The 24,409-nt window shown below is 61.4% G+C and carries 21 protein-coding genes and 1 pseudogene; 12 read left to right on the top strand and 10 right to left on the bottom strand.

What is annotated here, in order from left to right:
- Positions 1–48 precede the first annotated feature (48 nt).
- The gene (locus tag L0U82_RS30535) at positions 49–594 is read left to right on the top strand and encodes a hypothetical protein (protein WP_233836897.1); all 546 of its coding nucleotides are present in this window, start codon (positions 49–51) and stop codon (positions 592–594) included.
- Positions 595–1,278: 684 nt separating this feature from the next.
- Here the strand turns inward: L0U82_RS30535 and L0U82_RS30530 are convergent.
- From L0U82_RS30530 to L0U82_RS30510, 5 genes are all read right to left on the bottom strand, one after another.
- A complete protein-coding gene (locus tag L0U82_RS30530; RefSeq protein ID WP_233836895.1) occupies positions 1,279–2,154 on the bottom strand; it encodes an amidohydrolase family protein in 876 nt (291 codons plus the stop codon).
- Positions 2,155–2,289: 135 nt separating this feature from the next.
- A complete protein-coding gene (locus L0U82_RS30525; protein WP_233836893.1) occupies positions 2,290–3,384 on the bottom strand; it encodes an isocitrate/isopropylmalate dehydrogenase family protein in 1,095 nt (364 codons plus the stop codon).
- Positions 3,385–3,440: 56 nt separating this feature from the next.
- Positions 3,441–4,811, bottom strand: coding sequence for an MmgE/PrpD family protein (locus L0U82_RS30520; RefSeq protein WP_233836891.1), 1,371 nt, complete (start codon positions 4,809–4,811; stop codon positions 3,441–3,443).
- A gap of 68 nt (positions 4,812–4,879) precedes the next feature.
- The gene (locus L0U82_RS30515) at positions 4,880–5,857 is read right to left on the bottom strand and encodes a Bug family tripartite tricarboxylate transporter substrate binding protein (protein WP_233836889.1); all 978 of its coding nucleotides are present in this window, start codon (positions 5,855–5,857) and stop codon (positions 4,880–4,882) included.
- A 72-nt stretch (positions 5,858–5,929) separates the two neighbouring features.
- Entirely contained in the window at positions 5,930–6,724 is a 795-nt protein-coding gene (locus tag L0U82_RS30510; RefSeq protein WP_442793706.1) for a class II aldolase/adducin family protein, read from the bottom strand.
- A 383-nt stretch (positions 6,725–7,107) separates the two neighbouring features.
- Here L0U82_RS30510 and L0U82_RS30505 point away from each other — a divergent pair, with 383 nt between their 5' ends.
- The 4 genes from L0U82_RS30505 to L0U82_RS30490 all read left to right on the top strand — a co-directional run bounded on the left by L0U82_RS30505 (position 7,108) and on the right by L0U82_RS30490 (position 11,580).
- A complete protein-coding gene (locus L0U82_RS30505) occupies positions 7,108–8,073 on the top strand; it encodes a Bug family tripartite tricarboxylate transporter substrate binding protein (RefSeq protein ID WP_233836886.1) in 966 nt (321 codons plus the stop codon).
- 192 nt (positions 8,074–8,265) lie between these two features.
- Entirely contained in the window at positions 8,266–8,763 is a 498-nt protein-coding gene (locus tag L0U82_RS30500) for a tripartite tricarboxylate transporter TctB family protein (protein WP_233836885.1), read from the top strand.
- A gap of 2 nt (positions 8,764–8,765) precedes the next feature.
- Positions 8,766–10,349 (top strand): tripartite tricarboxylate transporter permease, encoded by a 1,584-nt coding sequence (locus tag L0U82_RS30495; RefSeq protein WP_233836884.1) that lies wholly within the window; start codon positions 8,766–8,768, stop codon positions 10,347–10,349.
- A gap of 16 nt (positions 10,350–10,365) precedes the next feature.
- A complete protein-coding gene (locus tag L0U82_RS30490; protein ID WP_233836883.1) occupies positions 10,366–11,580 on the top strand; it encodes an NADP-dependent isocitrate dehydrogenase in 1,215 nt (404 codons plus the stop codon).
- A 21-nt stretch (positions 11,581–11,601) separates the two neighbouring features.
- On the opposite strand, the gene gcvA is transcribed toward L0U82_RS30490, so the two are convergent.
- Positions 11,602–12,495 (bottom strand): transcriptional regulator GcvA, encoded by an 894-nt coding sequence (gcvA, locus tag L0U82_RS30485; RefSeq protein WP_233836882.1) that lies wholly within the window; start codon positions 12,493–12,495, stop codon positions 11,602–11,604.
- Positions 12,496–12,628: 133 nt separating this feature from the next.
- Here gcvA and L0U82_RS30480 point away from each other — a divergent pair, with 133 nt between their 5' ends.
- The 4 genes from L0U82_RS30480 (at position 12,629) to L0U82_RS30465 (ending at position 16,578) form a co-directional block, all read left to right on the top strand.
- Positions 12,629–13,609 (top strand): tripartite tricarboxylate transporter substrate binding protein, encoded by a 981-nt coding sequence (locus tag L0U82_RS30480; protein ID WP_233836881.1) that lies wholly within the window; start codon positions 12,629–12,631, stop codon positions 13,607–13,609.
- Between the two features lie 74 nt (positions 13,610–13,683).
- The gene (locus L0U82_RS30475; RefSeq protein WP_233836880.1) at positions 13,684–14,556 is read left to right on the top strand and encodes an amidohydrolase family protein; all 873 of its coding nucleotides are present in this window, start codon (positions 13,684–13,686) and stop codon (positions 14,554–14,556) included.
- Positions 14,557–14,614: 58 nt separating this feature from the next.
- Complete coding sequence (locus L0U82_RS30470) at positions 14,615–15,625, top strand: tripartite tricarboxylate transporter substrate binding protein (protein ID WP_233836878.1); 1,011 nt, start codon at positions 14,615–14,617, stop codon at positions 15,623–15,625.
- A 50-nt stretch (positions 15,626–15,675) separates the two neighbouring features.
- Positions 15,676–16,578 (top strand): TauD/TfdA dioxygenase family protein, encoded by a 903-nt coding sequence (locus L0U82_RS30465; RefSeq protein ID WP_233836877.1) that lies wholly within the window; start codon positions 15,676–15,678, stop codon positions 16,576–16,578.
- A gap of 333 nt (positions 16,579–16,911) precedes the next feature.
- Here the strand turns inward: L0U82_RS30465 and L0U82_RS30460 are convergent, their stop codons facing one another.
- Positions 16,912–17,562, bottom strand: a complete 651-nt coding sequence (locus L0U82_RS30460; protein ID WP_233836876.1) for an H-NS histone family protein — start codon at positions 17,560–17,562, stop codon at positions 16,912–16,914.
- On the opposite strand from L0U82_RS30460, the pseudogene L0U82_RS30455 reads away from it, so the two are divergent.
- Positions 17,554–17,808, top strand: a pseudogene (locus tag L0U82_RS30455) (2Fe-2S iron-sulfur cluster-binding protein); the annotation flags it as partial. The gene L0U82_RS30460 and the pseudogene L0U82_RS30455 sit on opposite strands and share 9 nt — an antisense overlap.
- Positions 17,809–18,806: 998 nt before the next feature.
- On the opposite strand, the gene L0U82_RS30450 reads toward L0U82_RS30455, so the two are convergent.
- Together L0U82_RS30450 and L0U82_RS30445 are read right to left on the bottom strand one after the other, a co-directional pair.
- Positions 18,807–20,192: a cytochrome P450 gene (locus L0U82_RS30450; RefSeq protein ID WP_233836875.1), complete on the bottom strand. Its 1,386-nt coding sequence runs from the start codon at positions 20,190–20,192 to the stop codon at positions 18,807–18,809.
- Positions 20,192–21,082, bottom strand: coding sequence for a terpene synthase family protein (locus L0U82_RS30445; protein WP_233836874.1), 891 nt, complete (start codon positions 21,080–21,082; stop codon positions 20,192–20,194). The genes L0U82_RS30450 and L0U82_RS30445 overlap by 1 nt, the downstream gene beginning before the upstream one ends.
- 380 nt (positions 21,083–21,462) lie before the next feature.
- On the opposite strand from L0U82_RS30445, the gene L0U82_RS30440 reads away from it, so the two are divergent.
- Positions 21,463–21,837, top strand: a complete 375-nt coding sequence (locus L0U82_RS30440; protein ID WP_326489782.1) for an alpha amylase C-terminal domain-containing protein — start codon at positions 21,463–21,465, stop codon at positions 21,835–21,837.
- A 52-nt stretch (positions 21,838–21,889) separates the two neighbouring features.
- Here L0U82_RS30440 and L0U82_RS30435 read toward each other — a convergent pair whose 3' ends face one another.
- Positions 21,890–22,291 (bottom strand): hypothetical protein, encoded by a 402-nt coding sequence (locus tag L0U82_RS30435; RefSeq protein ID WP_233836873.1) that lies wholly within the window; start codon positions 22,289–22,291, stop codon positions 21,890–21,892.
- 434 nt (positions 22,292–22,725) lie between these two features.
- Here L0U82_RS30435 and L0U82_RS30430 point away from each other — a divergent pair, with 434 nt between their 5' ends.
- Positions 22,726–23,742: a GlxA family transcriptional regulator gene (locus L0U82_RS30430; RefSeq protein ID WP_233836872.1), complete on the top strand. Its 1,017-nt coding sequence runs from the start codon at positions 22,726–22,728 to the stop codon at positions 23,740–23,742.
- Positions 23,743–24,409: the final 667 nt, after the last annotated feature.

The raw sequence follows: 24,409 nt of genomic DNA, 5'->3' as shown, positions 1-24,409 counted from the left end.
GTACGAGCGTGGCCTGAATAACTGCGGCGCTGAACGCCAGGGAAAACAATGCCGCCCCACGAATTTTTTCGGCTCTTTGCGGCTATCGCCGTAGGCCTGTTCGCGATAGCCACATCGACGCACGGGCTCGCGGAAGAGAAGCCTGTAACAGTCCCTTTTCCGCAAGGGCACATTGATGCTCATGCGTCGATCCTGTATTGCGACTCTGTGGCAGACACCGAGCTAATGGCGGCGAGCCCGGATAGCGCCTACGTACAGTCGCCGGCCGGCCCGGCCGCCTTGAGTGCGGTTGCGCGTCGTGGCACTGACAGAGTTGTCGTCGAGCTCGAGAAGCAGCAGCTTTACACTTTTCCACGCAGGGACTTTGAGAGCGGTAGCGCATCGAAGGAGTTTCCGATGCAGATCATCGACAATGCCGGCGAGAACCTGGTTGCCAGAGCCGACGACCCGGTTGACGCACGAGGCGTAACAGTCTTCACACTCGATCGCGAAAGAGGCTTGGGTACGTGGACTATTGTCGACAGCAAATACCCCATGCTGAATGGCCCACGGGTCGAGTCAATGTACGTTTTATTCGGTGCCCACAAGAACTGACGTATTAACGGGGCACCCCAGAGGAATTCGCTACCCGGGGGTAACATTTGTTGTCATCCCTCACCGTAGCTTCGTCCCGCTTCATATGCCAGTGCAACCCGCGTGGCTCGTGCGCTGTCGCAGTAACTGGGTTTCCCGGTTAGAACGGGCCTCGAGTCGACGTTGCTGAAGGGCCGGGCTTAAGGCAGGAAGGAGCCACGAGGATGCTTTCTACTGCTCCAGTGAATTTACATAATTAAAGCTGTCATTCGGAACTTAATATGAGCTGAATAGCTGATGGCGTTTGACCGAACCTAGCTGAGCGTTCCGCGTCGACACTAGCGTGGTTTTCGACCTCAATAGCGACAAGAATTGGCTGTCCCGCCGCGGCATCAATTGCTGGACACTACACGAGCTGCTGCGTTGGCGTTCGGTTGAGCTTGTCTCGTGATGATTTGAGGGCCGACGTTCGGCGGAACCGGTCTCCGCTCTGTGCAGAAGCGCCGCTTTTCATCAATGCCGGGTCTCTTATATCGAGTGGTATGTCAGTTCGGTACAAAGAAAAGACCTTTACCGGCAGTTCAATTTCGAGGATTTTTTCAAATCCCGCACCTGGCGATCGCCACCATCCCCTTCCCTATCGGCACCCCACATCCCTTGAGAAATCTGAAATTCCCAGAGAACCGCCAGCTTCCAGCCAGTCGATCAGAAATCGAATAATCGCGCCGGGTTGTCGACCAGCACCTTCTTGCGAATCGGTTCATCCGGTAGCCATGTGTCGAGCAGATCGCATAGGTCACCGTCATTCGGCATCGGCTTGCTCAGCGTAGTGTGCGGCCAGTCGAGCGCCCAGATCAACCGGTCGGGCGCGGCGTCGGCGAGCGCATGCACGAAAGGCACGACGTCGCGATACGGATAGTCTTGGTTGGACATGCGCATCGGCGCGGACAGCTTCACCGACGTGCGCCCGCTCCTGAGCATGCGCAGCAGCGTCTGGAAGCCGTTGCCTTGCAGGCCTTCGTCGACAGGCACGCCGCCGATATGATCGACAACGGTCTCGACCGGCAGCGCCGAGATCATCGCTTCGGCACTCGCGAAATCCTTCGGGTCGATGCGGAACTGCAAATGCCAGCCGAGCCGCGCGATCCGGCGTGCCAGTTGCGGCACCGCATCGGCGGACGCACCGTTCTCGACGCGCAAGTTTACGCGCAGACCACGCACACCGGCCTCGTGCAGTTCGTCGAGCTGCGCGTCGGTGACGCTCTCGTCGACCACCGCAATGCCGCGCAACGGGAAGTCGGTCTCGCGCAGTGCGTCGATCAGGCGCCGGTTGTCCGTCATATAGACGCTCGGCTGCACCAGCACGCCGCGCTCCACGCCGAGCGTGCGCAGCATCTGCAGGTATTGCGGCGGCAGCGCGTCGGGCGGCGTGTAGCGGCGCTTCGGATCATACGGATAGCGGTGTTGCGGCCCGACGATATGAGCGTGGCAATCGGTCGAACCCGCCGGCAAGACGATGGCCGGTTTGCGCGGATACGGGTCCGGTCCCGGAATGGTCGGCGTTGTTTCAGCGGAATTCATAGGCATCCCTGGATGGAGATCGAAAGGCGTCGCCGATGGTGTAGATGATGCGAGGCGCCGGCAACGGGCGCGAGCCGCTCCGTCTCACGCCGGACCCGCCGGGCGTAAGACGAAGTCGTCATGCAGATCCGACGCTCAGCGCGGCGCGATGTCCTGCTCGAGTGCCTGCACGACTGCCTTCGTGAACGACGCGGTGGTGGCGGTGCCGCCGAGGTCGGGCGTCACCGTGCCGCGATCGATCGTCATGCGCACCGCTTCCTCCAGCAGACGAGCGGCCTGCTGGCACTTCGCATTGTCGTTCTTCAGGAAGAACCAGCGCAGCAGCATTGCCGTCGACAGGATCAGCGCCGACGGATTGGCCTTGTTCTGCCCGGCGATATCGGGCGCCGTGCCGTGCACCGCCTGGGCCATCGCCTGCTCCGCGCCGGCGTTGATCGATGGCGCGATGCCGACGCCGCCGGCAAGCCCCGAACATTGGTCCGACAGAATGTCGCCGAACAGGTTGGTGGTGGCCACGAGCGGAAAGCGCTTGTGATCGCGCGGCATCGACGAACTGAACGTATCGACGCGCAGCAGTTCGAGTTCGACCGATTTGAACTGATCGGCAATCTGCTCGAACGCGCCGATAAAGAGGCCTTCTGTCTGCGGCAGCGCGGTGCGCTTGTGTGCGATCGACAGGCGCGTCTGGCCGGTCGCCTGCGCGTATTCGAACGAGAAGCGCGCGAAGCGGTCGCACGCGTTTTTGGTGATCACGCGCAACGACAAGGCGACGTCTTTGGTCGGCATGAATTCGCCGTACCCCCAGGCCAGATTGCGATCGGGATAGAAGCCCTCGGTGTTCTCGCGAATCACCGTGATGTCCAGATCCGGGATCAGCGGGTTGAGTTGCGGCCATGCCTTGACCGGACGCACGTTGGCGAACAGATGGAAGTTCTTGCGCAGATAGCCCGACGGATGGCCGCGAATCGGATCGTCTTTCGGATACTCGCCGGCCGATGTCGGTCCGAGAATCCAGCCGGGATATTGTCGGAGCGTTTCAAGCGTGTCCTCGGGAAGCGTGCTTTTCGAGCGCTCGTAGGCCTTCATTCCGACAAGGCACTCCTTCAGTTCGATCTCGAGATCGACCTTCGCTGCCGCGGCATGCAATACCTCGACGGTCGCGTCGGCGATTTCGGGGCCGATGCCGTCTCCCTTCATCACCGCGATTTTCAGTCCCTGATTCATAGACATTCGGTTCTCTCCTGGGTTGGCTGAATAGATGGACGGCGATGTGCGCCGCCCCTGGGCTAGACGTCGGCGAGCATATCGCCCAACGCGCTCGCGTATTCGAGTGAATCTATACCGACGATCATGTCGCGCACCGCGTCCGGGTTGCGCACATGCGCGAGCGCGGTGTTGTCGGTGAACTTGGCGACGATGTCGGCTTCGGAAAGCGGATTATCGGCGGCGCCGCGGTTGATTTGCTCGCGATGAGCAAGGCGTCGGCCATCCTTCAGCGTGACGATCACTTCGCCGGAAAAATGCTGTGGATAGCCGGTGTGCGGATCGACGCGATAGCCGACGCGATCGCCGAGCGCGAGAATCTCGGGGTCGGCGAAGCGATCGAGTTCGGCGAGGCCGAAACGGCCGTGCAAGAGCGCGCACGCCACTTGAAACTGGATGCTGAACTGGGCCGCGTAACGGCTCGCCGGGCGCCGCCGGCGCTCCACCGGTTCGCACACGATCTTCACCGCATGCGGGGGAACCAGCGCCTCGACGCTTTCGATCATCCTGGCGTTCACGTGATACTCGCGGTGAAGTGCGATCGCCGCGTCGATGCAGGCGATGCTCAATTGACACGCGGGCACCGGCTTGATCGCGACGCGCGCGCTTTCCCAGACACTGCCGAGATCGCGGGTGGCCGCCGCCATGTCCCATTTGTCGAGGGCCGGACCCAGATGCGTGGCGAAGAAACCGAACTGTCCTTCGTAAGCAGAGCGGGGGCCGGTAAAGCCGTGCTTCGCGAGCCGCGCGGCGGTAATGCCGCAAGCGCCAGCCCAGCCCGGATGCATGCGCTTGGTCGACGAGCCGTCCGCGCTGTATTCGCGCGTGCCGGCCGCCATCGACAGTGCGATACCTTGCGCCATCACCAGTTGTTCGGCCGATGCGCCTTCGAGCTTGCCCGCAATCATCGCGCACGCGAACGCGGCCGCCACGCCGGTCGGATGAAAGCCGATCTGATTGAGTTCGCCCGCGGCGACGTTGCCGATTCTCGCGGCGATCTCGATGCCGAGGATATAGGCGGTCAGCATCTCGCGTCCCGAGCACTTGCCGGCGACCGCCGCGCCGAGCGCGGTCGGCAGACAGCTCGACGTGACATGCACGACGCTCGTCAGATGCGTGTCGTCGAAATCGAGGCCGTGCACGAGGATGCCGTTGAGCAGTACCGCGTCGCGCAACGGCAGGCGTCGACGTTGACCGATGACCGGGCTGTGGCCGGCTTCGAAGCTCGCCAGCGCGCCATGCGCCTGCGCGGCGAAATCGAAGCTGCCCGACGCGAACGCAATGCCGGCGCCATCGAGCATCAGATGGGCCGCATGACGTCGCACGGAAGCCGGGATGTCGTCGTGATCGAGATCGGCGGCGAAGGCGGCGAGAGATTCGGCGATGAAGGTCATGACGCAAAAGTCCTGTCGATGGCAACGGCAATTCGCGAATACGGGCGAGTCGCGCGCGAGCTACGGTGCTAGTGGCTGATGCCGGCGCTCTGCACGAGGTCGTGCCACTTCTTCAACTCGCTCTGAATGTAGGTGGCAAATTCCTGTGGCGACGTCGCGCGCGCTTCCTGCCCGACATTGGCGAGCTGCTTCTTCACTTCGGGATCCGCGAGCGCGGTCTTCAATTCCCCATACAGCCGGTCGACGCGGGCTTGCGGCGTGCCGGCCGGCGCGAGCACGCCATACCAGGAACTCATGTCGTAGCCCGGCACGCCGGACTCGGCGATGGTCGGCACGTCCGGCAGCGTCGGCGAGCGCGTGGCCGACGTGACGGCGAGCGCGCGTAATTGACCGCCCTTGACGGCCTGGATCGTTTGCGGAATGCCGGCGAACGAGATCGGCACGACGCCGGCAATCACACTGGTGATGTTTTCCGCGCCCTTGAACGGGATGTGCTGGATATTCACGTGCGCCATGCTCTTGAACAGTTCGCCTGCGATCTGCAGACCACTGCCGACGCCCGCCGATGCATAGCTGAGCTTGCCCGGCTCTTTCGTTGCCATCGCGATCAACTCCTGCACCGAGTGGACCGGCAGCTTCGGGTTGACCACCAGCAGCAACGGTGCGGCGGTTGCCTGCGTGATCGGCGTGAACGATTTGACGGGATCGAATTGCAGCGTCTGGAAATTGGGCGCAATCGTGAAGCTGCTCGACGCGAAGAGGATCGTGTAGCCATCGGGCTTCGCCTGCGCCACATACTGGCTCGCGATCGCGCCGCCGGCGCCGGGACGGTTGTCGACGACGATCGACTGGCCGGTTTTCTCGGTGATCTTGCGCGCCAGCACGCGCGCCACGATATCGGTATCGCCACCCGGACTGAAGCCCACGACAAAGTGAATCGGATGATCCGGATAGCTATCGTTCTGCGCGGCAACGGGTATCGCCTGAACCGAGAGCAACAGGCCAGTGAGGCCGCCTATCAGCGCGGCCAGTCGTCTCCGGTTCATCCGTGTCTCCTTGATATCGGTTTCATCGCCTCTGTTCGGGAACCGCCGGGCGTCGCGGGGGTGTTCAGACCGTCAACTGTCGTAGGGCGGGTAGCCGCCCGGATCGCTCTCCAGAAGCCGTAGCATCGCGTGCCATTCGAGCTCGCCGTAGGGACGGCGGGTGCCCGGCTGATACAGATGCGCGGAGCGTTCGAGCACCTCCCGCGAGGGCAGCGACACGGCCTCCAGGCCGCCGGCGCTCAATGCATCGACTTGCGCGCGGCAGGACATTTCCAGTTGATACATCAGGTTCAACGCTTGCGGAATCGACGCGCACGCGACGAGCAGCCCGTGATTGCGCAGCACCATCGCATTGTGCTCGCCGAGGTCGCGCACGAGGCGCTCCTGCTCGGCGAGATCGACTGCGGGCCCTTCGAACTCGTGATAGGCGAGGTGGCCATGAAAGCGGGTCGCCGTTTGCGTCAGCGGCAACAGGCCGCCGCGCATCGCCGAAACGGCCATGCCCGCGCGCGTGTGTGTGTGAATGACGCAATGCACATTCGGTCGCGCGCGATGGATGCAGCCATGAATCACATAGCCCGATTTGTTGATGCCGTAATCGGTGTCCTGCTTGTGCAGTATGTTGCCGTCGTAGTCGATCTCGACGAGGCTCGACGCGGTGATTTCCTTGTACAGAAGTCCGTATAGATTGATCAGCAGGCTGCCGGGCTTGCCGGGAATCTGCGCGGTGATATGGTTGTAGATCAGATCGGTCATGCCGAAGCGATCGAGCAGGCGATAGCAGGCAGCGAGATTGACGCGCGTCTGCCATTCGGCATCGCTGAGCCGGTCTTTCAGTGAAACGAAGCTGGTGGAAAATCGACTTATGGACACGCGCCCTCCGCAAGCAGGATCGATTGCGACGAATCATACGAGAGGGAAACGGTGAAGGCGAACGAGAAAATCTCACTGATCCATTATCTAAATCAATACCTTTGCAAGCAGGTGCCGATCCCGTTCTGGTTTCTACCTAACCGCTGGTTCGCGACAGGTGAGTGAACGAGTGCCGATGTTTCGTTCAGACTCGGCCCAGTCTGGCCTCGCGCGTGCCGACGTGTATCCCGATTAGAAAAACTAATGCGCGTTTGAAAATATCTCGTTGGACCGCCTCCGCGTCCGCGCACGATACTGAATCGAAGGTTTGTGTTCCGCCTCACGGTGCTGAAGAAAGGACAGGGACAGGTAGACACCATGATCCACACGCCAGCTAGATGATTCGCGCGCCAGTTGCCCTCGCGGCGTTCGTGTGTTGCGCATTGACCGTCGGCCATGCGTACGCGGCCGACAGGTTCCCCGAGAAGCCCATTCATATCGTCGTCGGCACGGTGCCCGGCGGCACCGTCGACATCATCGCGCGGCTGCTCGCCAAAGGCCTGACGGCCGAACTGGGGCAACCGGTGATCGTCGACAACAGGCCGGGCGTCGACGCGCTGATCGGTGCCCGCTATGTCATGCACGCGAAGCCGGACGGCTACACGTTGCTCGCCGTTGCCAACACCGTCGTCTCCGCGCCCTCCTTCCTGCCCGACGCCGGCTACGACCCGATCAAGGATTTCATGCCGGTTACCGAGACCTGCGAAATTCCGATGGTGCTCGTGGCCGGTCCCGCGCTGAAGGAAACCAGCGTGCCGGCGTTGATCGCGCGTGCGAAGGCGCACCCCGGCGAAGTGACCGTCGCGTCGGTGGGCGTGGGATCGATCGGCAATGTGGCCGCGACGCTGTTCAGCCAGCAGGCGGGTGTGAAGCTCGCGAATATTCCCTATAAGGGCAGTGGCCAGGCGATGACCGACGTGCTCGGTGGACAGGTGATGATGATCTTCGATCAGGTGAGCACCTCGGGCCCCTATGTGAAGTCCGGCAAGGTGCGCGGCCTCGCGGTGACGACCGCCACACGCTCGCCGCTGCTGCCCGACGTGCCGACGTTGTCGGAGGCCGGCTTGCGCGGCTACCAGCACACCACGTTCAACGGCATTCTGGCGCCGGCGGGTACGCCATCGAGCGTTGTGGGTGTGCTGCACGACGCGATCGCCCATGTGATGACCACCGCGGCGAACGAGGCGCTACTGGAAAAGCAGGGGATCGAGGTCAAGATCAGCGCGTCGCCGCAGGCATTCGGTGACTATCTCAGGGAATACGCGCAGGTCTACAGGAAGCTGGCCGCCTCGCAGGCGAATTGACCAGTGCGTGTGACCGGCAGGCGGCGTTGGGTACGTACCGCGGGCCGCCGGTTTTTTTGTAGTCGATGCGCAGCGCGAAGGTTCTCGCTACAGTGACGGTTCGCCGTCGCTCACCCGTCACGCGCGACGCACATACTCCGGCACATCAGCGAAAACCACAAGCCGGGACGGTATAGAAACAAGGAGACATGGATGAACGACACTGCAGAGCGCGCGTTTCTGAGCGGCTACCGGCGCGACTATTATGGCGGCGCGTTGATGTGCCTGATCGGTCTCGGTGCGGCCGTGCAAGGGCTCAACTACAGCTTCGGCAGCCTGACCAGCATGGGGCCGGGCTTTTTCCCGACCTGCCTGGGTGTAATCCTGATTCTGCTCGGCGTGGCCATCGCCGGCACTGCGAAGCGGCCGGCGCTGCGCGCGACCGTACACGAAGGCGGCGCGCGCGAAGCGGGCGGCCCCGAATGGCGCGGCTGGACCTGCATCGTGCTGAGCATCGTTGCCTTCGTGGTGCTCGGCAAATGGGGCGGTCTGCTGCCGGCTTCATTCGCGGTGACCTTCATCTCGGCGTTTGGTGATCGCGACAATACGTGGAAAAGCGCGTTGATCCTCGCCTCGGTCATCACGGTGCTGTCGGTGGTGATCTTCTGGTGGCTGCTGCAATTGCAGTTTCCGCTGCTGACGTGGGGCTGACCATGATCGGACACTCACTCGCTGATCTGTGGCAGGGCTTCGCCGTCGCGCTGGAATGGCACAACCTGATGTGGTCGTTCTTCGGCGTGCTGGTCGGCAATCTGATCGGTGTGCTGCCCGGCATGGGGCCGCTGTCGGCGATCTCGATCCTCCTGCCGTTGACCTATACGATGCATCCGGTGCCGGCCATCCTGATGCTCGCGGGCATCTTCTACGGTTCGCAGTATGGCGGCGCGATCGGCGCGATCCTGCTGAACCTGCCATGCCATCCGCCGCATGCGGTCACGTGCCTGGACGGCTATCCGATGACGCGCGCCGGCAAGGGTGGCACCGCGCTCGGCATCACGATGATCGCGTCGTTCTTCGCGGCGTCGGTGGGCATCATCGTGATGATCTTCGCATCGCCGCTGCTGGTATCGATCGCGTTCAAGTTCGGGCCGAGCGAGCTGTTCTCGATCATGCTGCTCGGGCTGGTCGCGGGCGGCACGATGTCGAGCGGCTCGCCGCTCAAAGGCGTCTCCATGACGGTGATCGGCTTGCTCGTCGGCGTGGTCGGTACCGACGTGAACACCGGCACGATGCGCTTCACGTTCGGCTTTGTCGAACTCTCCGATGGAATCCAGCTCGTCGCGCTCGCGCTGGGGCTGTTCGGCGTGACGGAGTTTCTGCGCAACGTGAATCGCCTGCACGCGGTGGGCAGCGGCGTCAAGGTGCGCTTGCGCGACATGCGGCCGAGCGTAAAGGAGTTGAAGCAGGCGTTCCTGCCGATCCTGCGCGGCACGTCTGTCGGCACGCTATTCGGCGCGATGCCGGGCACGGGGCCGACCATCACGACGTTCATCGCCTACGCGCTCGAAAAGAAGATCTCGCGCACACCTGAGCGTTTCGGTTCGGGCGCGCTCGAAGGCGTTGCCGCGCCCGAGGCTTCGTCTCATTCGAAAACCCAGGTGGACTTCATCCCGACGATGAGCCTCGGCATTCCCGGCGATCCGGTGATGGCGCTGCTGCTCGGCGCGCTGCTGATTCAGGGCATCCAGCCGGGCCCGCAACTGATCAGCGAACACGCGGATATTTTCTGGGGGCTGATTGCGAGCTTCTGGATCGGCAATGTATTGCTGGTGCTGCTCAACGTACCGCTGATCCAGATCTGGGTGAAGGTGCTGCAGGTGCCGTACCGTTTCCTGTTTCCGGCGGCGCTGTTTTTCATCTCGGTGGGCGTCTACAGCACCAACAACAGCCTTTTTGAAGTGGCCGAAGTGCTGGTGTTCGGGCTCGTGGGCGCGCTGTTCGTCGCGTTCGACTTCCCGGTTGCCCCGATTCTGCTCGGCTACGTGCTTGGACCGATGGTGGAGGAGAATTTCCGCCGCGCGCTGTTGCTCTCGCATGGCGATCTGACCGTGTTCGTTACACAGCCGATCAGCGCCTGTTTCGTCGCCGCGAGCGCGCTTCTGATCCTGCTGCAGGCGTACTTTGCGATGCGCGCCGCGGCGCGCAGACGCAAAGACGTTGCGCGGGGCGCGCAGTCCGAAGCGCCGCGCGCGGACAGCAGCCAGCGCGACGCGCATCGTCCATCGATGTCGAAATAGCGGGGACGTGCAAGCTATGTCCAGGATCAAAGTTCTACATCCCATCGTCGAAATCGACGGTGACGAGATGACCCGGGTGATGTGGCAATGGATACGGCAGCAGCTGATCCTGCCGTATCTCGACGTGGACCTCGACTACCACGATCTCAGCATCGAAGCGCGCGACCGCACCGCCGACGGGGCCACCATCGAAGCCGCGCATGCCACGCTGAAACACGGCGTGGCGGTGAAATGCGCAACGGTAACGCACGATCGCGAGCGCATGCTCGAGTACGGTTCGCCGAGGATGCTGAAGAGCCCGAACGGTACGATCCGTCAGATCCTCGACGGCACGTTGTTTCGCGAGCCGATCCTGTTCCGCAACGTTCCACGCCTCGTGCCGCACTGGGACAAGCCGGTCGTGATCGGTCGTCACGCGTTCGGCGACCAGCACGGCGCCGCCGATTTCACTTTCAGGGGCAAGGGTCGCCTGAGTTTCAGGTTCGTGCCCGACGACGGCGGCGAGCCGATCGAACGCGAGGTCTATTCGGGCGGCGAAGACGGCATCGGCCTCGCGATGTACAACACCGATGCTTCGATCATCGGCTTCGCGCGCGCCTGCTTCAATTACGGACTACTGCGCCGCTATCCGGTCTACCTGTCGACCAAAAACACCATCATCAAGGTCTACGACGGGCGCTTCAAGGATCTGTTCCAGCACGTATTCGAAACGGAATTCGCCGACGCCTACGCGGCGGCTGGGCTGACCTACGAGCATCGGCTGATCGACGACATGGTCGCGTCGAATCTGAAGTGGACCGGCGGCTATCTGTGGGCATGCAAGAACTACGATGGCGACGTGCAGTCGGACGCACTCGCGCAAGGCTATGGCTCGCTTGGTGCGATGACGTCCGCATTGATGTCGCCGCGGGGCGTACCGTTCGAGGCGGAAGCCGCACACGGCACGGTCACGCGTCACTATCGGGCGCATCAGGCCGGCCGCGACACGTCGACCAATCCGATCGCATCGATCTTCGCGTGGACGCGCGGCTTGATCCGGCGCGGCGAGCTCGATCGCACGGCCGATGTCGTCGCGTTCGCGAAACATCTGGAAGCCGCTTGCATTGCTACGGTAGAGCGCGGCGTGATGACGCGTGATCTCGCGAGTCTCGTCGGCGCGAGCCAGCCCGCGGCGAGTACACGGCACTTCCTCGATGCAGTGGACCGAGCGCTCAGGAGCGCGCTGGCCTGACGGGCTCAACGGGCGGATGAGTCAGCGGGTGGTCCCGATAGCGGCGAGGAGCCATTGCCGGAAGCGCGTGATCTTGTTTTCTTCCGCGTGTTCCAGCGGGCAGACGAGGTGATAGCCGCGCGTGCGCCTGAGCACGAACGGATGCGGTGCGATGAGCCTGCCTTGTGCGATGTCGCGCTCGACATAGACGAGCTGGCCGAGCGCGACGCCGAGCCCTTCGATCGCGCACTGATACACGATGCTCAGGTCCTCGCAGTAGGTGTCCTTCGCGGACTTCTCGCGGCTCGCGCCCGCCGCCGCCATCCATTCCGCCCAGTGTTGCGGGCGACGGTTCGAGTGCAGCAGCGGCAGCGCGAGCAGCGCTTCCGACGTACACGGATCAGGCAGTTCGCGCGCGAGTCCTGGCGCCATCACGGGCGTCAGCGCGTCGGAGAACAGCAGATCGCTGCGCAGGCCGTTCCAGGGTCCATCGCCATAGACGATGCCCAAATCGACCTGCTCGCGGCGAAAATCGACGCCCTCGACGCTCGACACGAGCCGCACGCGAATGTCTGGATGCGCCGACTGGAAGTGCGGCAGCAGCGGGATCAGCCAGCGCACGAAGAGCGCGGTGTGGCCGCGAATCGTCAGGATCTGATGCGAGCTCGACGCGAGCAGTTCGTGCGTGGCTTGCACGATGCGCGCGAACGCCAGGCCCAATTGCGTGGCGTAGATTTCGCCGGTACGCGTCAGCGTCAGCCGGCGGCTCGTGCGATCGAACAGCTCGAAGCCGAGCCATGTCTCCAGCGCCTTGATCTGATGACTGACCGCGCCTTGTGTGATGTGCAGTTCCTCGGCCGCGCCCGTGAAGCTCAGATGGCGCGCGACGCTTTCGAATACACGTAGCGGATTGAGGGGCGGGAACTCGGGATTCATAGGCCGCGCATTTAGATTAAGTAATAGGGAAGTGAGTATTTCTCGCTCGCTGCATTACCTTCATTCTCTTATGATTGTCGCATAGCGTTCGAAGGCCACGCCTCGCGCACGATAACTACACTCAGGAGACGATATGCTGAGGAAATGGCTGGCTTTCGCCTGCCTTGCGGCGGGCATCGCCTGTGTCGTGGCGCCGGCTCAGGCGCAGGACTATCCGGCGCGCCCGATCCATCTGATCGTGCCGTTCACGCCGGGCGGCGGCACCGACCTCGTCGCGCGCGCCGTGGCGGCGAAGGCCGGTCAGCTATTAGGCGGTTCGATCATCGTCGACAATCGCGCGGGGGCGGGCGGCACCATCGGCACCGAGTTCGTTGCGCGCGCCGATCCCGACGGCTACACGCTGGGTCTCGTGAGCGGCAGCCATGCGATCAACCCGAGCATCTATCCGCATCTTCCCTACGACACCGTGCGCGACTTCGCGCCCGTCACGCAACTCGTCGCGGCACCCGGCATTCTCGTGACGACGAAGTCGTTGCCGGTGCAGAACGTGGGCGAGCTCATCAAACTTGCGAAGTCCGAGCCGGGCAAGTTGTTCTTTGCGTCGGCGGGCATCGGTACACCGCCGCATCTGGCGGGCGAACTGTTCAAGAACATGGCGGGCATCGACGTCGGTCATGTGCCCTACAAGGGCAACGCACCGGTGCTCACGGATCTGATCAGCGGACGCGTGGCGTTCTCGTTTCCGACCTTGCCTTCCGCGATGCCCTACGTAAGAAACGGTACGCTGCGCGCGCTCGGCGTGACGAGCGCGAAACGCTCACCCTCCGCACCCGATATTCCGACGATCGCCGAAGCGGGCTTGCCCGGCTACGAGGCGACCTCATGGTACGGCGTCGTCGCGCCCGCGAAGACGCCCCCGGCGATCGTCGCGAAGATCAACGATGCGTTCGTGCGCGCGCTGCAAGACCCCAGCGTGAAGAAAGTGCTGGCGAACCTCGGGCTCGATTCGGTCGGCAGCACACCGTCCGAGTTCACGGCGCGCATCAATACCGACATGGCGAAATGGGCGACGTTGATCAAACAGAATCACATCGCGCTGGCGGGTGGTCAATGACGCTTGATACGTACACGCGACGCGCGTGCATGCCGATCGAAGCGCGCGTGTAAGCGGACCCTGGAGACTCGACGATGACCCCATTCGCCACCCCGACAATTCCCGGGCCCGACCCGTCGCCCCGTCGCCCGAAGCTCGCGTTGCCGCCGGGCTGCTGCGATTGCCACGCGCATATCTTCGGGCCGCAGTCGCGCTATCCGCTCGCCGCCGCGCGCTCTTATACGCCGCCTGATTGCCCGTTGCCGTCGTATCTCGAGATGTTGCGGACGATCGGTGTCGAACGCGCGGTGCTGGTTCAGCCGAGCGTGTATGGGACGGACAATTCGCTGCTGGTCGATACGCTCGCGAGCAAGACATTCCCGTTGCGAGGCATCGCGGTCGTCGATGACGATATCAGCGATGCCGAACTCGAAAAGCTGAACGCGGCCGGCGTGCGCGGCGTGCGTCTGAATCTGCGCAAGGGATCGAGTTCACCTGCCGAGATCGCGCCGCGTTTCGCCGCGCGGGTCGCGCCGTTCGGCTGGCACCTGCAGTTCCGCATCCGTCCGGACGACTTTACCGCCGCGCGCCCGATGATCGAGGCGCTACCCGTCGATGTGGTGATCGACCATTTCGGCGCGGTGCCGGTGCAGGAGGGCGTGGGCGGGCCGAGCTTTCGCGCGATCCTCGATCTGCTGACAACGGGCCGATGCTGGGTCAAGCTGTCGGCGCCGATGCGCATGTCGAATCTCGCGCATCCGTACGACGATGTGCTGCCGTTCGTCGACGCGCTGGTGGATGTCGCGCCCGAGCGTCTCGTGTGGGGCACGGACTGGCCGCACACGACACTGAAAGGCGCGATGCCGAACGACGGCGATCTGTGCGATCTGCTCGCGCGCTGGCTGCCGGATGCCGCGCTGATGCGCACGGTGATGGTCGACAATCCGGCGCGGCTATACGGTTTCTGAACACCGTCACACCGAGGCCAGCCACAAGAGCGGGCCAGAAGCAGACAAGGAGACGCAGATGTCTGTCGATCATGCGCGGCGCCGTTTGATCGCCGCGGCGGCGCTGCTGGCCAGCAACCTTGCTGTCGCGCCGGCGAGGGCACTCGCCGCCGGCGATGCCGGCGACACATCGTGGCCCGATCGTCCGATCCGGCTGATCGTGCCGCTTCCGGCCGGCGGTGGTGCCGACATCGTCGCGCGCCTGATCGGCGCGCAACTCTCGCTACGTCTGAAGCAACGGGTTGTGGTGGAAAACAAGCCGGGCGGCGGCACCGTGATCGGCGCGCAATTCGTCGCGCACGCGAAGCCGGACGGCTATACGCTGCTGCTCGGCACCGCGACGACGCACGCGATCAATGAGTCGCTGGTCAAGCACCTCCCTTACGATCCGATCAAGGATTTCGAGCCGGTCGGCCTCGCGGCCAATCTGCCGCTGATGCTGGTGCTCAATCCCTCGGTGCCCGCCAATACGCTGCCGGAACTGGTCGCGTACGTGAAGGCGCATCCCGGCAAGGTGAATTTCGCGTCGACCGGCAATGGCAGTTCGATCCAGCTCGCTGGCGAGATGCTCAAGATCGAGGCCAAACTCGACATGACGCACGTTCCTTACCAGGGCGCATCGCCCGCGCTGGTCGATCTGCTCGGCGGACGCGTGCAGTTTATGTTCACGACGATTCCGCCCGCGCTGCCTTACGTCAAATCGGGCCAACTGAAGGCATTGTGCGTGGCGAGCAGGAGTCGCTCGACGCTGCTGCCTGCGTTGCCTTCGACGACCGAACTTGGCTATCCCGGCGTCGTCGCGAGTTCGTGGCTGGGATTCCTGTATCCGGCGCAAACGCCGCGGATCGCCATCGACAGGACCCACGACGCGTTGCAGGACGTGATGAAGATGCCGGATCTGATCGAGAAGCTCAAGAAGCTCGGCGTCGAACCCGACAGCGACACGCCCGCCGAATTCACGCAGTACATCCAGTCCGAAACGGCACGCTATGCACGCGTGATCCAGATTTCGGGGGCGAAGATCGATTGAGCCGAACGCACGGGCCCGCCGCATCGGATGTCATTCAGGAGAGGCAGAACATGAATCAACCCATTGCGTTCGCATCGGCGCCGCTGGGCCATCATCTGATGGGCGTCGATATCGCCGCTGGCGTGTCCGAGCCGCAATTCGCCGCGATCGAAACCGCGTTCAACCGCTACGGTGTGATCGCGCTGCGCAACCAGCGGATCACGCCGGAGCAGCACATCGCGTTTAGTCGTCGCTTCGGGCCAACCGAGCGTTATGGCATCGCGTCATATCTGCTGCCCGGACATCCCGAGATTTTCGTGGTCTCCAACATCGTCGAAGACGGCAAGCCGATCGGCATGGCCGACGCGGGACGCGCATGGCATAGCGACATGTGCTATGTGCCGAATCCGCCGCGCTGCTCGCTGCTCTACGCGCTCGAAGTGCCGCGCGACGATCACGGCGAGCCGCTGGGCGATACCTGTTTCGCGAGCACGCAGAGCGCGTACGACGCGCTGCCCGAGGACACGAAGCGTCGCCTCGATGGTCTGACGGTGCGCAACAGCTATGCCGCGAGCGTCGAGCGCAAGCAGAGGCTCAAGCGCGATCATGTGGGTGAGTTTTCTCAGGAAGAGCGTCAGAAAGCGCGCGACAAGTTTCCCGACGTGCTGCATCCGCTCGTGCGTGAGCATCCAATTACGGGACGCAAATGCCTGTATCTGAGCGAGGGGCTGTCGGCCGGCATCGAGGGACTGAGCGAGACCGATTCAGATGCGCTGATGGCCGGGCTACTCGAGCACATGACGAAGCCTGAATTCGTCTACCGGCATCGCTGGTGCGAAGGCGATCTGCTGCTGTGGGACAACTGCTCGTCGATTCATCTTGCTACCTGCGACTTCACGCCCGAGCAACGCAGGCGCATGCATCGCACGACGATACTGAACGCCGACTCCGCGGCATCGGGTGTGCTGGCGTGACATTCGATGAGGTCGGAAAAGCCTGTGAGGTGCATCGCGCGAGCATGGCGGGTTCCATCGCGGCGTTATCGCTGGCTAAGGCTCCAGCAGTTTCCCTATCCGGCTTACCGAATTTGCGCGGCCACTTCCAACCTTCGGGGCCCGACGAAGAATGGGTAGGGTCATGGGTAGGCGGCGATCCGTAACGGTGGGAGTCAAACTTGGCGGGGCATTACTGACGGTAGTGTGAGTTGGCTGTCTTCCGCCAGAAAAGATTTCAAACGGACTGTTTGTTGTCGGTCGAACGGCTCTCCACGAACACCCCGGGATGCTGATGGACACGTCCGCATGACGTCAAGGCTCCAGCGCCTCCACCAGTGATATGGCCAACCCGTTAAGGTAGATGTTCCAAAACGGATGGATTTTTGTTACCACCCGAAAGCCTGCAGGCCCCGAAGGAGCAATCAGTCGTTCGCTGGGTATTTTCCAAACCCGCGATTCGCTCATTGTTTTCTTTAAACGGACCGTCACGCAGTTCTTCGTAAAATTCGATTGCGCTGGTGGCCAGGTCATGAGCTCGGTCGCCACAGAATCGGACGTCCATGTCGAGCGGCAACGTATCATTGCCGCGGTACGCAGAGATACCCAACGCGGCGCGTTCGCGGTTGCAATCCAAGTCGGCGCGCGACCTTCACCAGTCCAGGTGGCACCAGTTTTCGGGTCACGGTACTTCGCAGCCGAAGTAGACGACTTAGCGGCAGCTTCAACACCCGGCTTGCGACCACGTTTCTTGGCACCACCAATGTGAGCGTCGATGTCGACGGTCGTGAGTCCATGCTTTTCCATCGGGCCTCGAATTTTCGCGATGACGCCGGTCGAGTCCCTTTTAACAATCGCCTCAGCTTGTGCTGTCAGTGCCGCTATCTTTGCTTGCAGGTTTTCGAGCGTGCCATATTGCCTCCTCGTATTTGTTTGCAGTGGCCGCACTAAAACCATATGGCGCATAAGCCTGCAGCGTTATTCTGTGAGGCACGGGGTTTGCGCGTGAGTGGGACACGGCAAATTGTCCGCGAGCACCTGCATTTGACAGGCACGAAGAAGGGCTGCGATCACGGCCAGTGCGGTGCGTGCACCGTTCACGTGAACGGTCGCCGCGTGAACGCATGCCTATCGTTGGCAGGCACGCACGAAGGCGACCAGATTACGACGATCGAAGGAATCGGCAACGTCGAAAAACTGCATCCGATGCGGGTGCAGCGACAAGCAGAGGTCGCCCAATTTTTGATGGATATTCCAGGGCTTCCCAGTCCGATCGCATTCGGACCGATGCTGGCCGTTCAACTCGATAACGACGTGTCTCGAACCCTCGTAAGCCCCTTAAACGGCATTTGCTAAGCCGCAAGTATGCGCCCAGGCCTGTCGACAGTGTCGACACGCGTTACGTGGGAAGCTCGGGCCTTAGCGCGTTCTTTGCGCGGTGACCGATGGTGTCCGGTCTGCACCGGAGCATGCCCGTCAAGTACGCAGGTCAAGGTCGTCGGAGAAGGCCGCCGCGTACTGCAAAGTGTTGACGTCGAGCATTAATAGTTACCACGGGAAACACCCATGAGGCTTGTCACGCCGCTTGATCGGCAATCACTCATCCGCATGCCCTCCGCGCTGGAGGGAAAATTTTACCAGGGCGGAGCGTACGAATTTGAAGCATTGCTTCGTGAACCTGACGCTTTTGGTGACTAGAATGTCGATTGGCGCTCAATGCAGATCGCACAGATCAATGGGGAGCCGGTTCGTTCCGCCCAGGTGGACGTGGTGTGCGGTCTACGTAAGGCGAAGGCGAGTGCTGGCCCGGTTTCCCGACTGAAGTACGCTACGGATTGAGATATCTTTACCGAGACGCTCCCAACTCAGCAATCTTGGGTGTGGTCGAACTGAAAGTTGCCCATAAATAAGATTCATGGCGATTCGAAATCGCTTTGCCGCCGAGTGCAATAAGGTCATTCATAGCGTCTATGTAAAGCTCTCCGGTGTTGATCTGCGTGGCAATCGGACCCTGGGAGCCGGGCATAGGGGGTAGCCGATTTACGATCGGTATAGACGACGGCGACGACTAAGGCGCCAAAGGCAGGAAAATTCGCCGGTGCGGCCGGCACTGGAAACTAGTGAAAATCGCTACCCAATGCTTGATGCGCTTCTGCACGATGGTCGATACAAATGGCGCGATGCTTTCAGGCATCGCGCCATTTTTTGTTCTACCGCTCGTGAATCCGCACGTCAAACCGCGACGGCGTGAGCGTCGCGCGCCGCGGTATGGGCTGAACGGCCTTCGTCGTCACAGGTTGAAGATGCCAACGCGACAGGATGGTAGCCAGCGCGAGCAGGACCTCGGTCGTGCCGAACTGGTCGCCGATGCACTTGTGCACGCCGCCGCCAAACGGAATGAAACCGTGCTCCGGGAGTGCCGTTGCACGTTGCGGTAGCCAACGGTCCGGATCGAACTGTTCGGGCGCCTCGAACAGCGCCGGATTTCGATGCAGCACATACGGGCTATAGGCAACGCCATCGCCGGGACGCAGGCGGTATGGACCGAGTGTCACATCGCGCGTCACGACGCGCGTGAAAATCCATCCTGGTGGATAAAGACGTAACGCCTCCATCATGGCGCGGCGCGTTTGTCCCAGATGCTGCAGATGGTCTGCCTGCGGGACCGTTGCACCGTCCAGCACGGTTCGCACTTCCGCAGCCGCGCGATCTGCAAATTCCGGATGACCCGAAAGCAGGTACAGTGTCCAGCTCATGACGCCCGCCGTCGTTTCGATACCTGCGAGGAACAGCGTGATGACCTGATCGTGGACCTCCTGATGCGACCATGGCTGGCCATGCTCGTCGCGCGCGGCAAGCATCATCGACAGCAGATCGCCGTGGTCGACGCCCGATTTCCGGTATGCCTCGATGATGTCGTCGATTGCCGCATGCAGGCGCTCGACTGCACGGTCATAGCGGATGCTGCCCAATGTCGGCAACATGCCGAGCACGCCACCTGGCAGCATCATCCGCACGAACAGACCGCCGAGATAAACGGACAGGTCTTCGACCAGCGATGCCGCTGCGTCACCGGCGACGTCGGCCGCGAACATCGTGCGGGATGCCGTGCGGGCCGTGATGTCATAACAGGCCGTGGTCAGGTCGACGGTTGCACCGTCGCGCCAGTCGCCGAGCACGCCGCCGATCGCATCGTTCATGACGTCGATGTAGGTCAGGATGCGCTTGCGCGAAAACGCCGGCTGCATCTGGCGCCGTTGCACCTTGTGATCGTCGTAGCGGCTCGTGAGCAGGCTGTTGCCTGTCAGCTCGCGTACCTTATCGAACAGCGCGCCGCCCTTGTCGAACGTGCGGCTGTCGTTGAGCACCTGGCGCGTCAACTCGGGGTCGGTGAGCAGCAGCATGGGCAATCGCCCGAGGTCGACGCGGACGAGGCCGCCGAGGGGCGCCAGGCCGCCGAGGAAAGTCAGCGGCCGAAAAAGGAGCTGCGCCGCGTGGCCGATGACCGGCATGCTGCCGGGAGCGCGAGGAATCGGCGCTTCCGGCACATCCATCGTGGGCAGCTGAGTTTGCTTGTCAATCAGGTCGACGTTCATTACCACCATCCCGCAAGTGAGGCCGGTGCCGGCAAGCATCCATGGCTGCCGGTCGGACGGATATCGCTGATAGGCCAACCGTGCGCAAGGACGTGCTCGAATGCGTCGGATGGCTGAAGATAGCGCGGTGAAAGCGCGCTGTAGTCGAGATAGCCTCGAATCCACTGTGCAAGTCCATGTACGTAACGCGACGTGGCCGGGTCGCTGTCGGCGACGACACGCTCGCGCATTGCGATGAAGCGCGCCATCGCATGATTGCGCATGGCACTCACGAGAGTTGCGGCTTCGGTGGCGGGACAACCGCGTTCTTCGGCGATAACGGCAATGAGGTTCTGGATGGTCGGGAAGCCGTATTGCTCGGCGCGCATAGCCTCCTTGTTGTAGGAAGTCAGGTCGTTGTCCCATCCGATGATGGCCGCCGTCATTTCGCGCAGCATCCGCACGCGCGGGTCGTGCCAGCCGTTGGCCGGAACTTCGTAGCCGCAGGCGAGATCGGTGAACGCGATGCACGGATAGACGCCGGATTGCTTCAGCCACATCGTGACGTAATCATCGATGCTCGGACTGCGGCCTTCCGCGCGATTGACGGCTTCCCACAGAAGCCCATCGAAATAATCGATATGCGCTCGCACCCAGCGGTCCAGTTGCGCGGAACTCGAATGCGCCTCGACGTCGAGCCGCAGGTCGCGCAACGCGGATGCCCACGGGTTATCCGGCAGCAGGTTCGCCCGGGGTTCTTCGAGAATACGCGCGAGCTTGCCGAGCAGCACGATGTACTCATGCAGTGGCGTGCCTCCGGGCTTTTCGTCGCTATAGACGTCGTCGAACGACTGGAGCCACATTACCTCCTTGCCGGCGAGCGGTAGTAATTGCGGGTCTGCGTCCGGCATCGATTTGCCTGGAAACAGAGGGAATCGAGCGCGGGCCAGATAGTCGCGCTGGCGCGTATCCACGTAGAGCTCGAAACGATCGGTCCATGCGAGGACTTGAGCGTCCGCCTCGGCGATAACGCTTGCGGGCGACGTTGCGGGTGCGATCGGACAGTAGAACTCGGGTATCGCATCAAGCAGAGCGGGGATCGCCGTTTCTACACAGGCAGGATTGTTCACGGTGACTTGGTCGCAGGTTGGTGATGGGGTGGTAACGGGACGGCTTATCCGGGCGGCGCTGTGATGAAAGGCATCGAAGGGAAGGTGAAAGTACGGCTGATGGTGTGCTTCCCTGATCGAGCGACGATCGTTGTTGGCACAACACCTGTGGGAGGGGATTTATTCCGTTTGATGGCCGATATGAAGATGGGCTATCGGTTTTCTTTCATCTTGATTGCGTTTTTCGTCGATGTTTTCGCCGCCTCTCGGCACTGCGCTCGGGAGAAGTCAACGTCTTTCACGTTCACCAGGACAATCGCGTACTCGCCTTCCATCGCTGGCTGCCCACCAAGGTTGAGGACGTCGTTGTCGTTGCGAATATGCGCGAAACGAGTTGGTTCGCTTACAGGCTCGGCGTTCCTCGCCCCGGCCGTTGGTGCGAAGTTTTCAATAGCGACGTGTACGAAAATTGGGTCAACCCGAAGTCCATGGAAATGGCGGGAAAATCGAGGCGTTCGGGCCACCCTTACATGGATTGCCCTGCTCAGCCGAGATAGTAAATCCCGCTAACGGCTTTGCCGTTTTCACATATGGCGGATGGCCACGACATCACCTATACCGACCGCACGGCTCGATTAATTCGCGCGATCCGCATGAGCCATATGATGCATCGACACTCAGATATGACTGCCATTTCAAAGTAAGAGGGCAGGCTCCAATGGCCGATTCCTGACCGGAACCGACGCCCGACTGCATCAAGGGGGGGCGGCCATTTGCAGTGACCTCAGCAGGCCGGTAGTAGAGCGGATCCAACATTGCACGCCACGCCGCTTCTTCAAATTTTCCCTCTGACCACCGCAACGTACGTAAATTCATATCCGACCCGATACCAACGAGAATCCATTCAATCTTGATCGGAGTAGGTAAGATGCGCGTCGGAAGTAATGGACCTTCCATGATCGTATCTTCTACTTCACAAAGATTACGTCGCGCTAAGTCTTCGGCAACCATGATGGAATCGATCGTCACCTCGCGGCTACACGGACTATCCCAAAGCGGTTTGAAGCGATGACGATCGTGAGCGGCGCGTTTCGCAGCCGCCTGCCCGAGCGAGCTCTGGTCTACTGAATCGGCTGGCCAGTTGCGCGATTTCGAATGGCACGTAGCTATACTGGCCGACGCCCTGAATGATCAGGAAGAGGCATGGATCGCCATGCGCGCCTGATACGAAATGCAGTTGCTTTGCAATACGGACAACTCAGGCCGATTCGCGCGGATACTTTCCGGCCATGATGATGCCGATGCGCGCTTACACGCCAGTAATACTGGGCGAGGCCGATAGTAAGGGCGCGGTTGCAACACACCCCTTCAAAATCGACCGTTGACAGCCCGACTTGTCTGGATGCAAGTTAGCTGTCACCTCAAAAACGCCCGTAGTCCATCTGATGATGCAACAAGACTCTGATAACGCCCTTGAAATGATCGCGGCGGCAAGCGAACCACTGCGTGTCGGCTTTTTCCTCGTACCCGATTTCCCGATGATGACTTTTGGCGCGGCACTCGATCCGCTGCGGCAGGCGAATCGCATCGCGGGACGTTCACTTTACAAATGGATTTTTATATCTACAGACGGAATGCCTGTTCATTCGAGCGCAGGGGTGCCGATTCCGATCGATTACTCGATTAGCGATGCGCCTGCTTGCGACGTCGTGGTTCTATGCGCTGGGCTGAACCATACAAAGGCTTACAAGCCGACAGTATTCAGGTGGTTGCGGTCGTTGCATGGTCAGGGGTGTGTGCTTGGCGGAATTTGCGCAGGTCAGTTTCTGATAGCCAAGGCTGGATTGTTGGATGGGCGTCGGTGTGCGGTCCATTGGGAGTTACTGGCTGCTTTCCAGGAAGAGTTCCCTCGCAGCGTGGCCTCCAATGCAATCTTCGCCGTCGACGGGCCGTTCATCACGTCATCCGGCGGTACCGTGACCCTCGACATGATGCTTTACGTCATCGCGGCCAGCAAAGGGCGCGATATTGCCGACGCCATTTCGGATCAGTTCAACCATCCAGAGATTCGCCAGCAGAACTCCGCGCAACGCTTGCCGGCACAGACGCGCTTCGGCATACGAAACCCCAAATTGCTGGAAATAGTCAAGGTGATGGAGTCGAGCATCCAGAACCCGGTTGACCTGCAAGTTCTCGCGCGGAGGGTGCAACTGTCGACTCGTCAGATCGAGCGCCTGTTCGTTACTCATCTTGGCAAAACCCCCTCCGCATTCTATGCGGGTCTTCGAATGGCTCGTGCTCACGACCTTATTTTGCAGACTGACATGCCCATCGCGGACGTCGCCGAAAGTTGCGGCTATATGTCGGCATCGCGCTTCGGGCGCATGTATCGCGCTCACTATGGGCACACTCCCAGAGAGGTGCGTCAAGGCGGGTTAACACGGCGTACTACGGCAAATTAACGTCAGATTCATGCGCATTTCTGGATGGCGGCTGTGCGATTTATCGCATGTCGCTTTTTGTACCCGAAATGTCGCATTGCGTTTTTTTGCAAAAAATTGAATCGCCGTAACCTTGCGTCAGTCGTCCACTACAAGCGATCTTTGATCGAAGAAACGCGGCACCCGTGTAGCGGTCACGTAACCTTGGGCGTCGACACGGAGATACCAGAGCATCTTTCTTCTTTGGACGTTGTGAGTGGACTCGTGCCCGGACAGGTTCCCCCCGCATCTTCGGGTGCGCGAAATCCTCATGGACCACCACATAGCACGATGTTACGTGTTCGCAACAAAAAGCGATAAGACGCCGGAATTTTTCCGCTCTACACTCAGCCGCCAATTCGTGTTGAGCGGCCTTCGATACCTAGTTGTTCGTCGAGAACCTTAATCATCATTCGGGAGAGTCAGTGAAGGATTCCAAACAACCTCAGCATCCGTATATTCCTGTCCTCGTTGAAGACCTGAAGAAAGGAACTATCTCTCGCCGTCATTTTCTACGCACTGCGACTTTGCTTGGATTGTCGGCTGTTACGGCGTACAAGCTGAGCGGTGAGACGAATCCGTTTATTGACGAAGCGCGCGCGGCCGAGTCGTTGCCCAAGGGAGGGCATCTGCGCATCGGGATGCGATG

Source organism: Paraburkholderia sp. ZP32-5 (genome assembly GCF_021390495.1).
Classification (GTDB): domain Bacteria; phylum Pseudomonadota; class Gammaproteobacteria; order Burkholderiales; family Burkholderiaceae; genus Paraburkholderia.
Note: the sequence above shows the minus strand (reverse complement) of the source record. Positions and strands in the feature narration are given on the sequence as shown.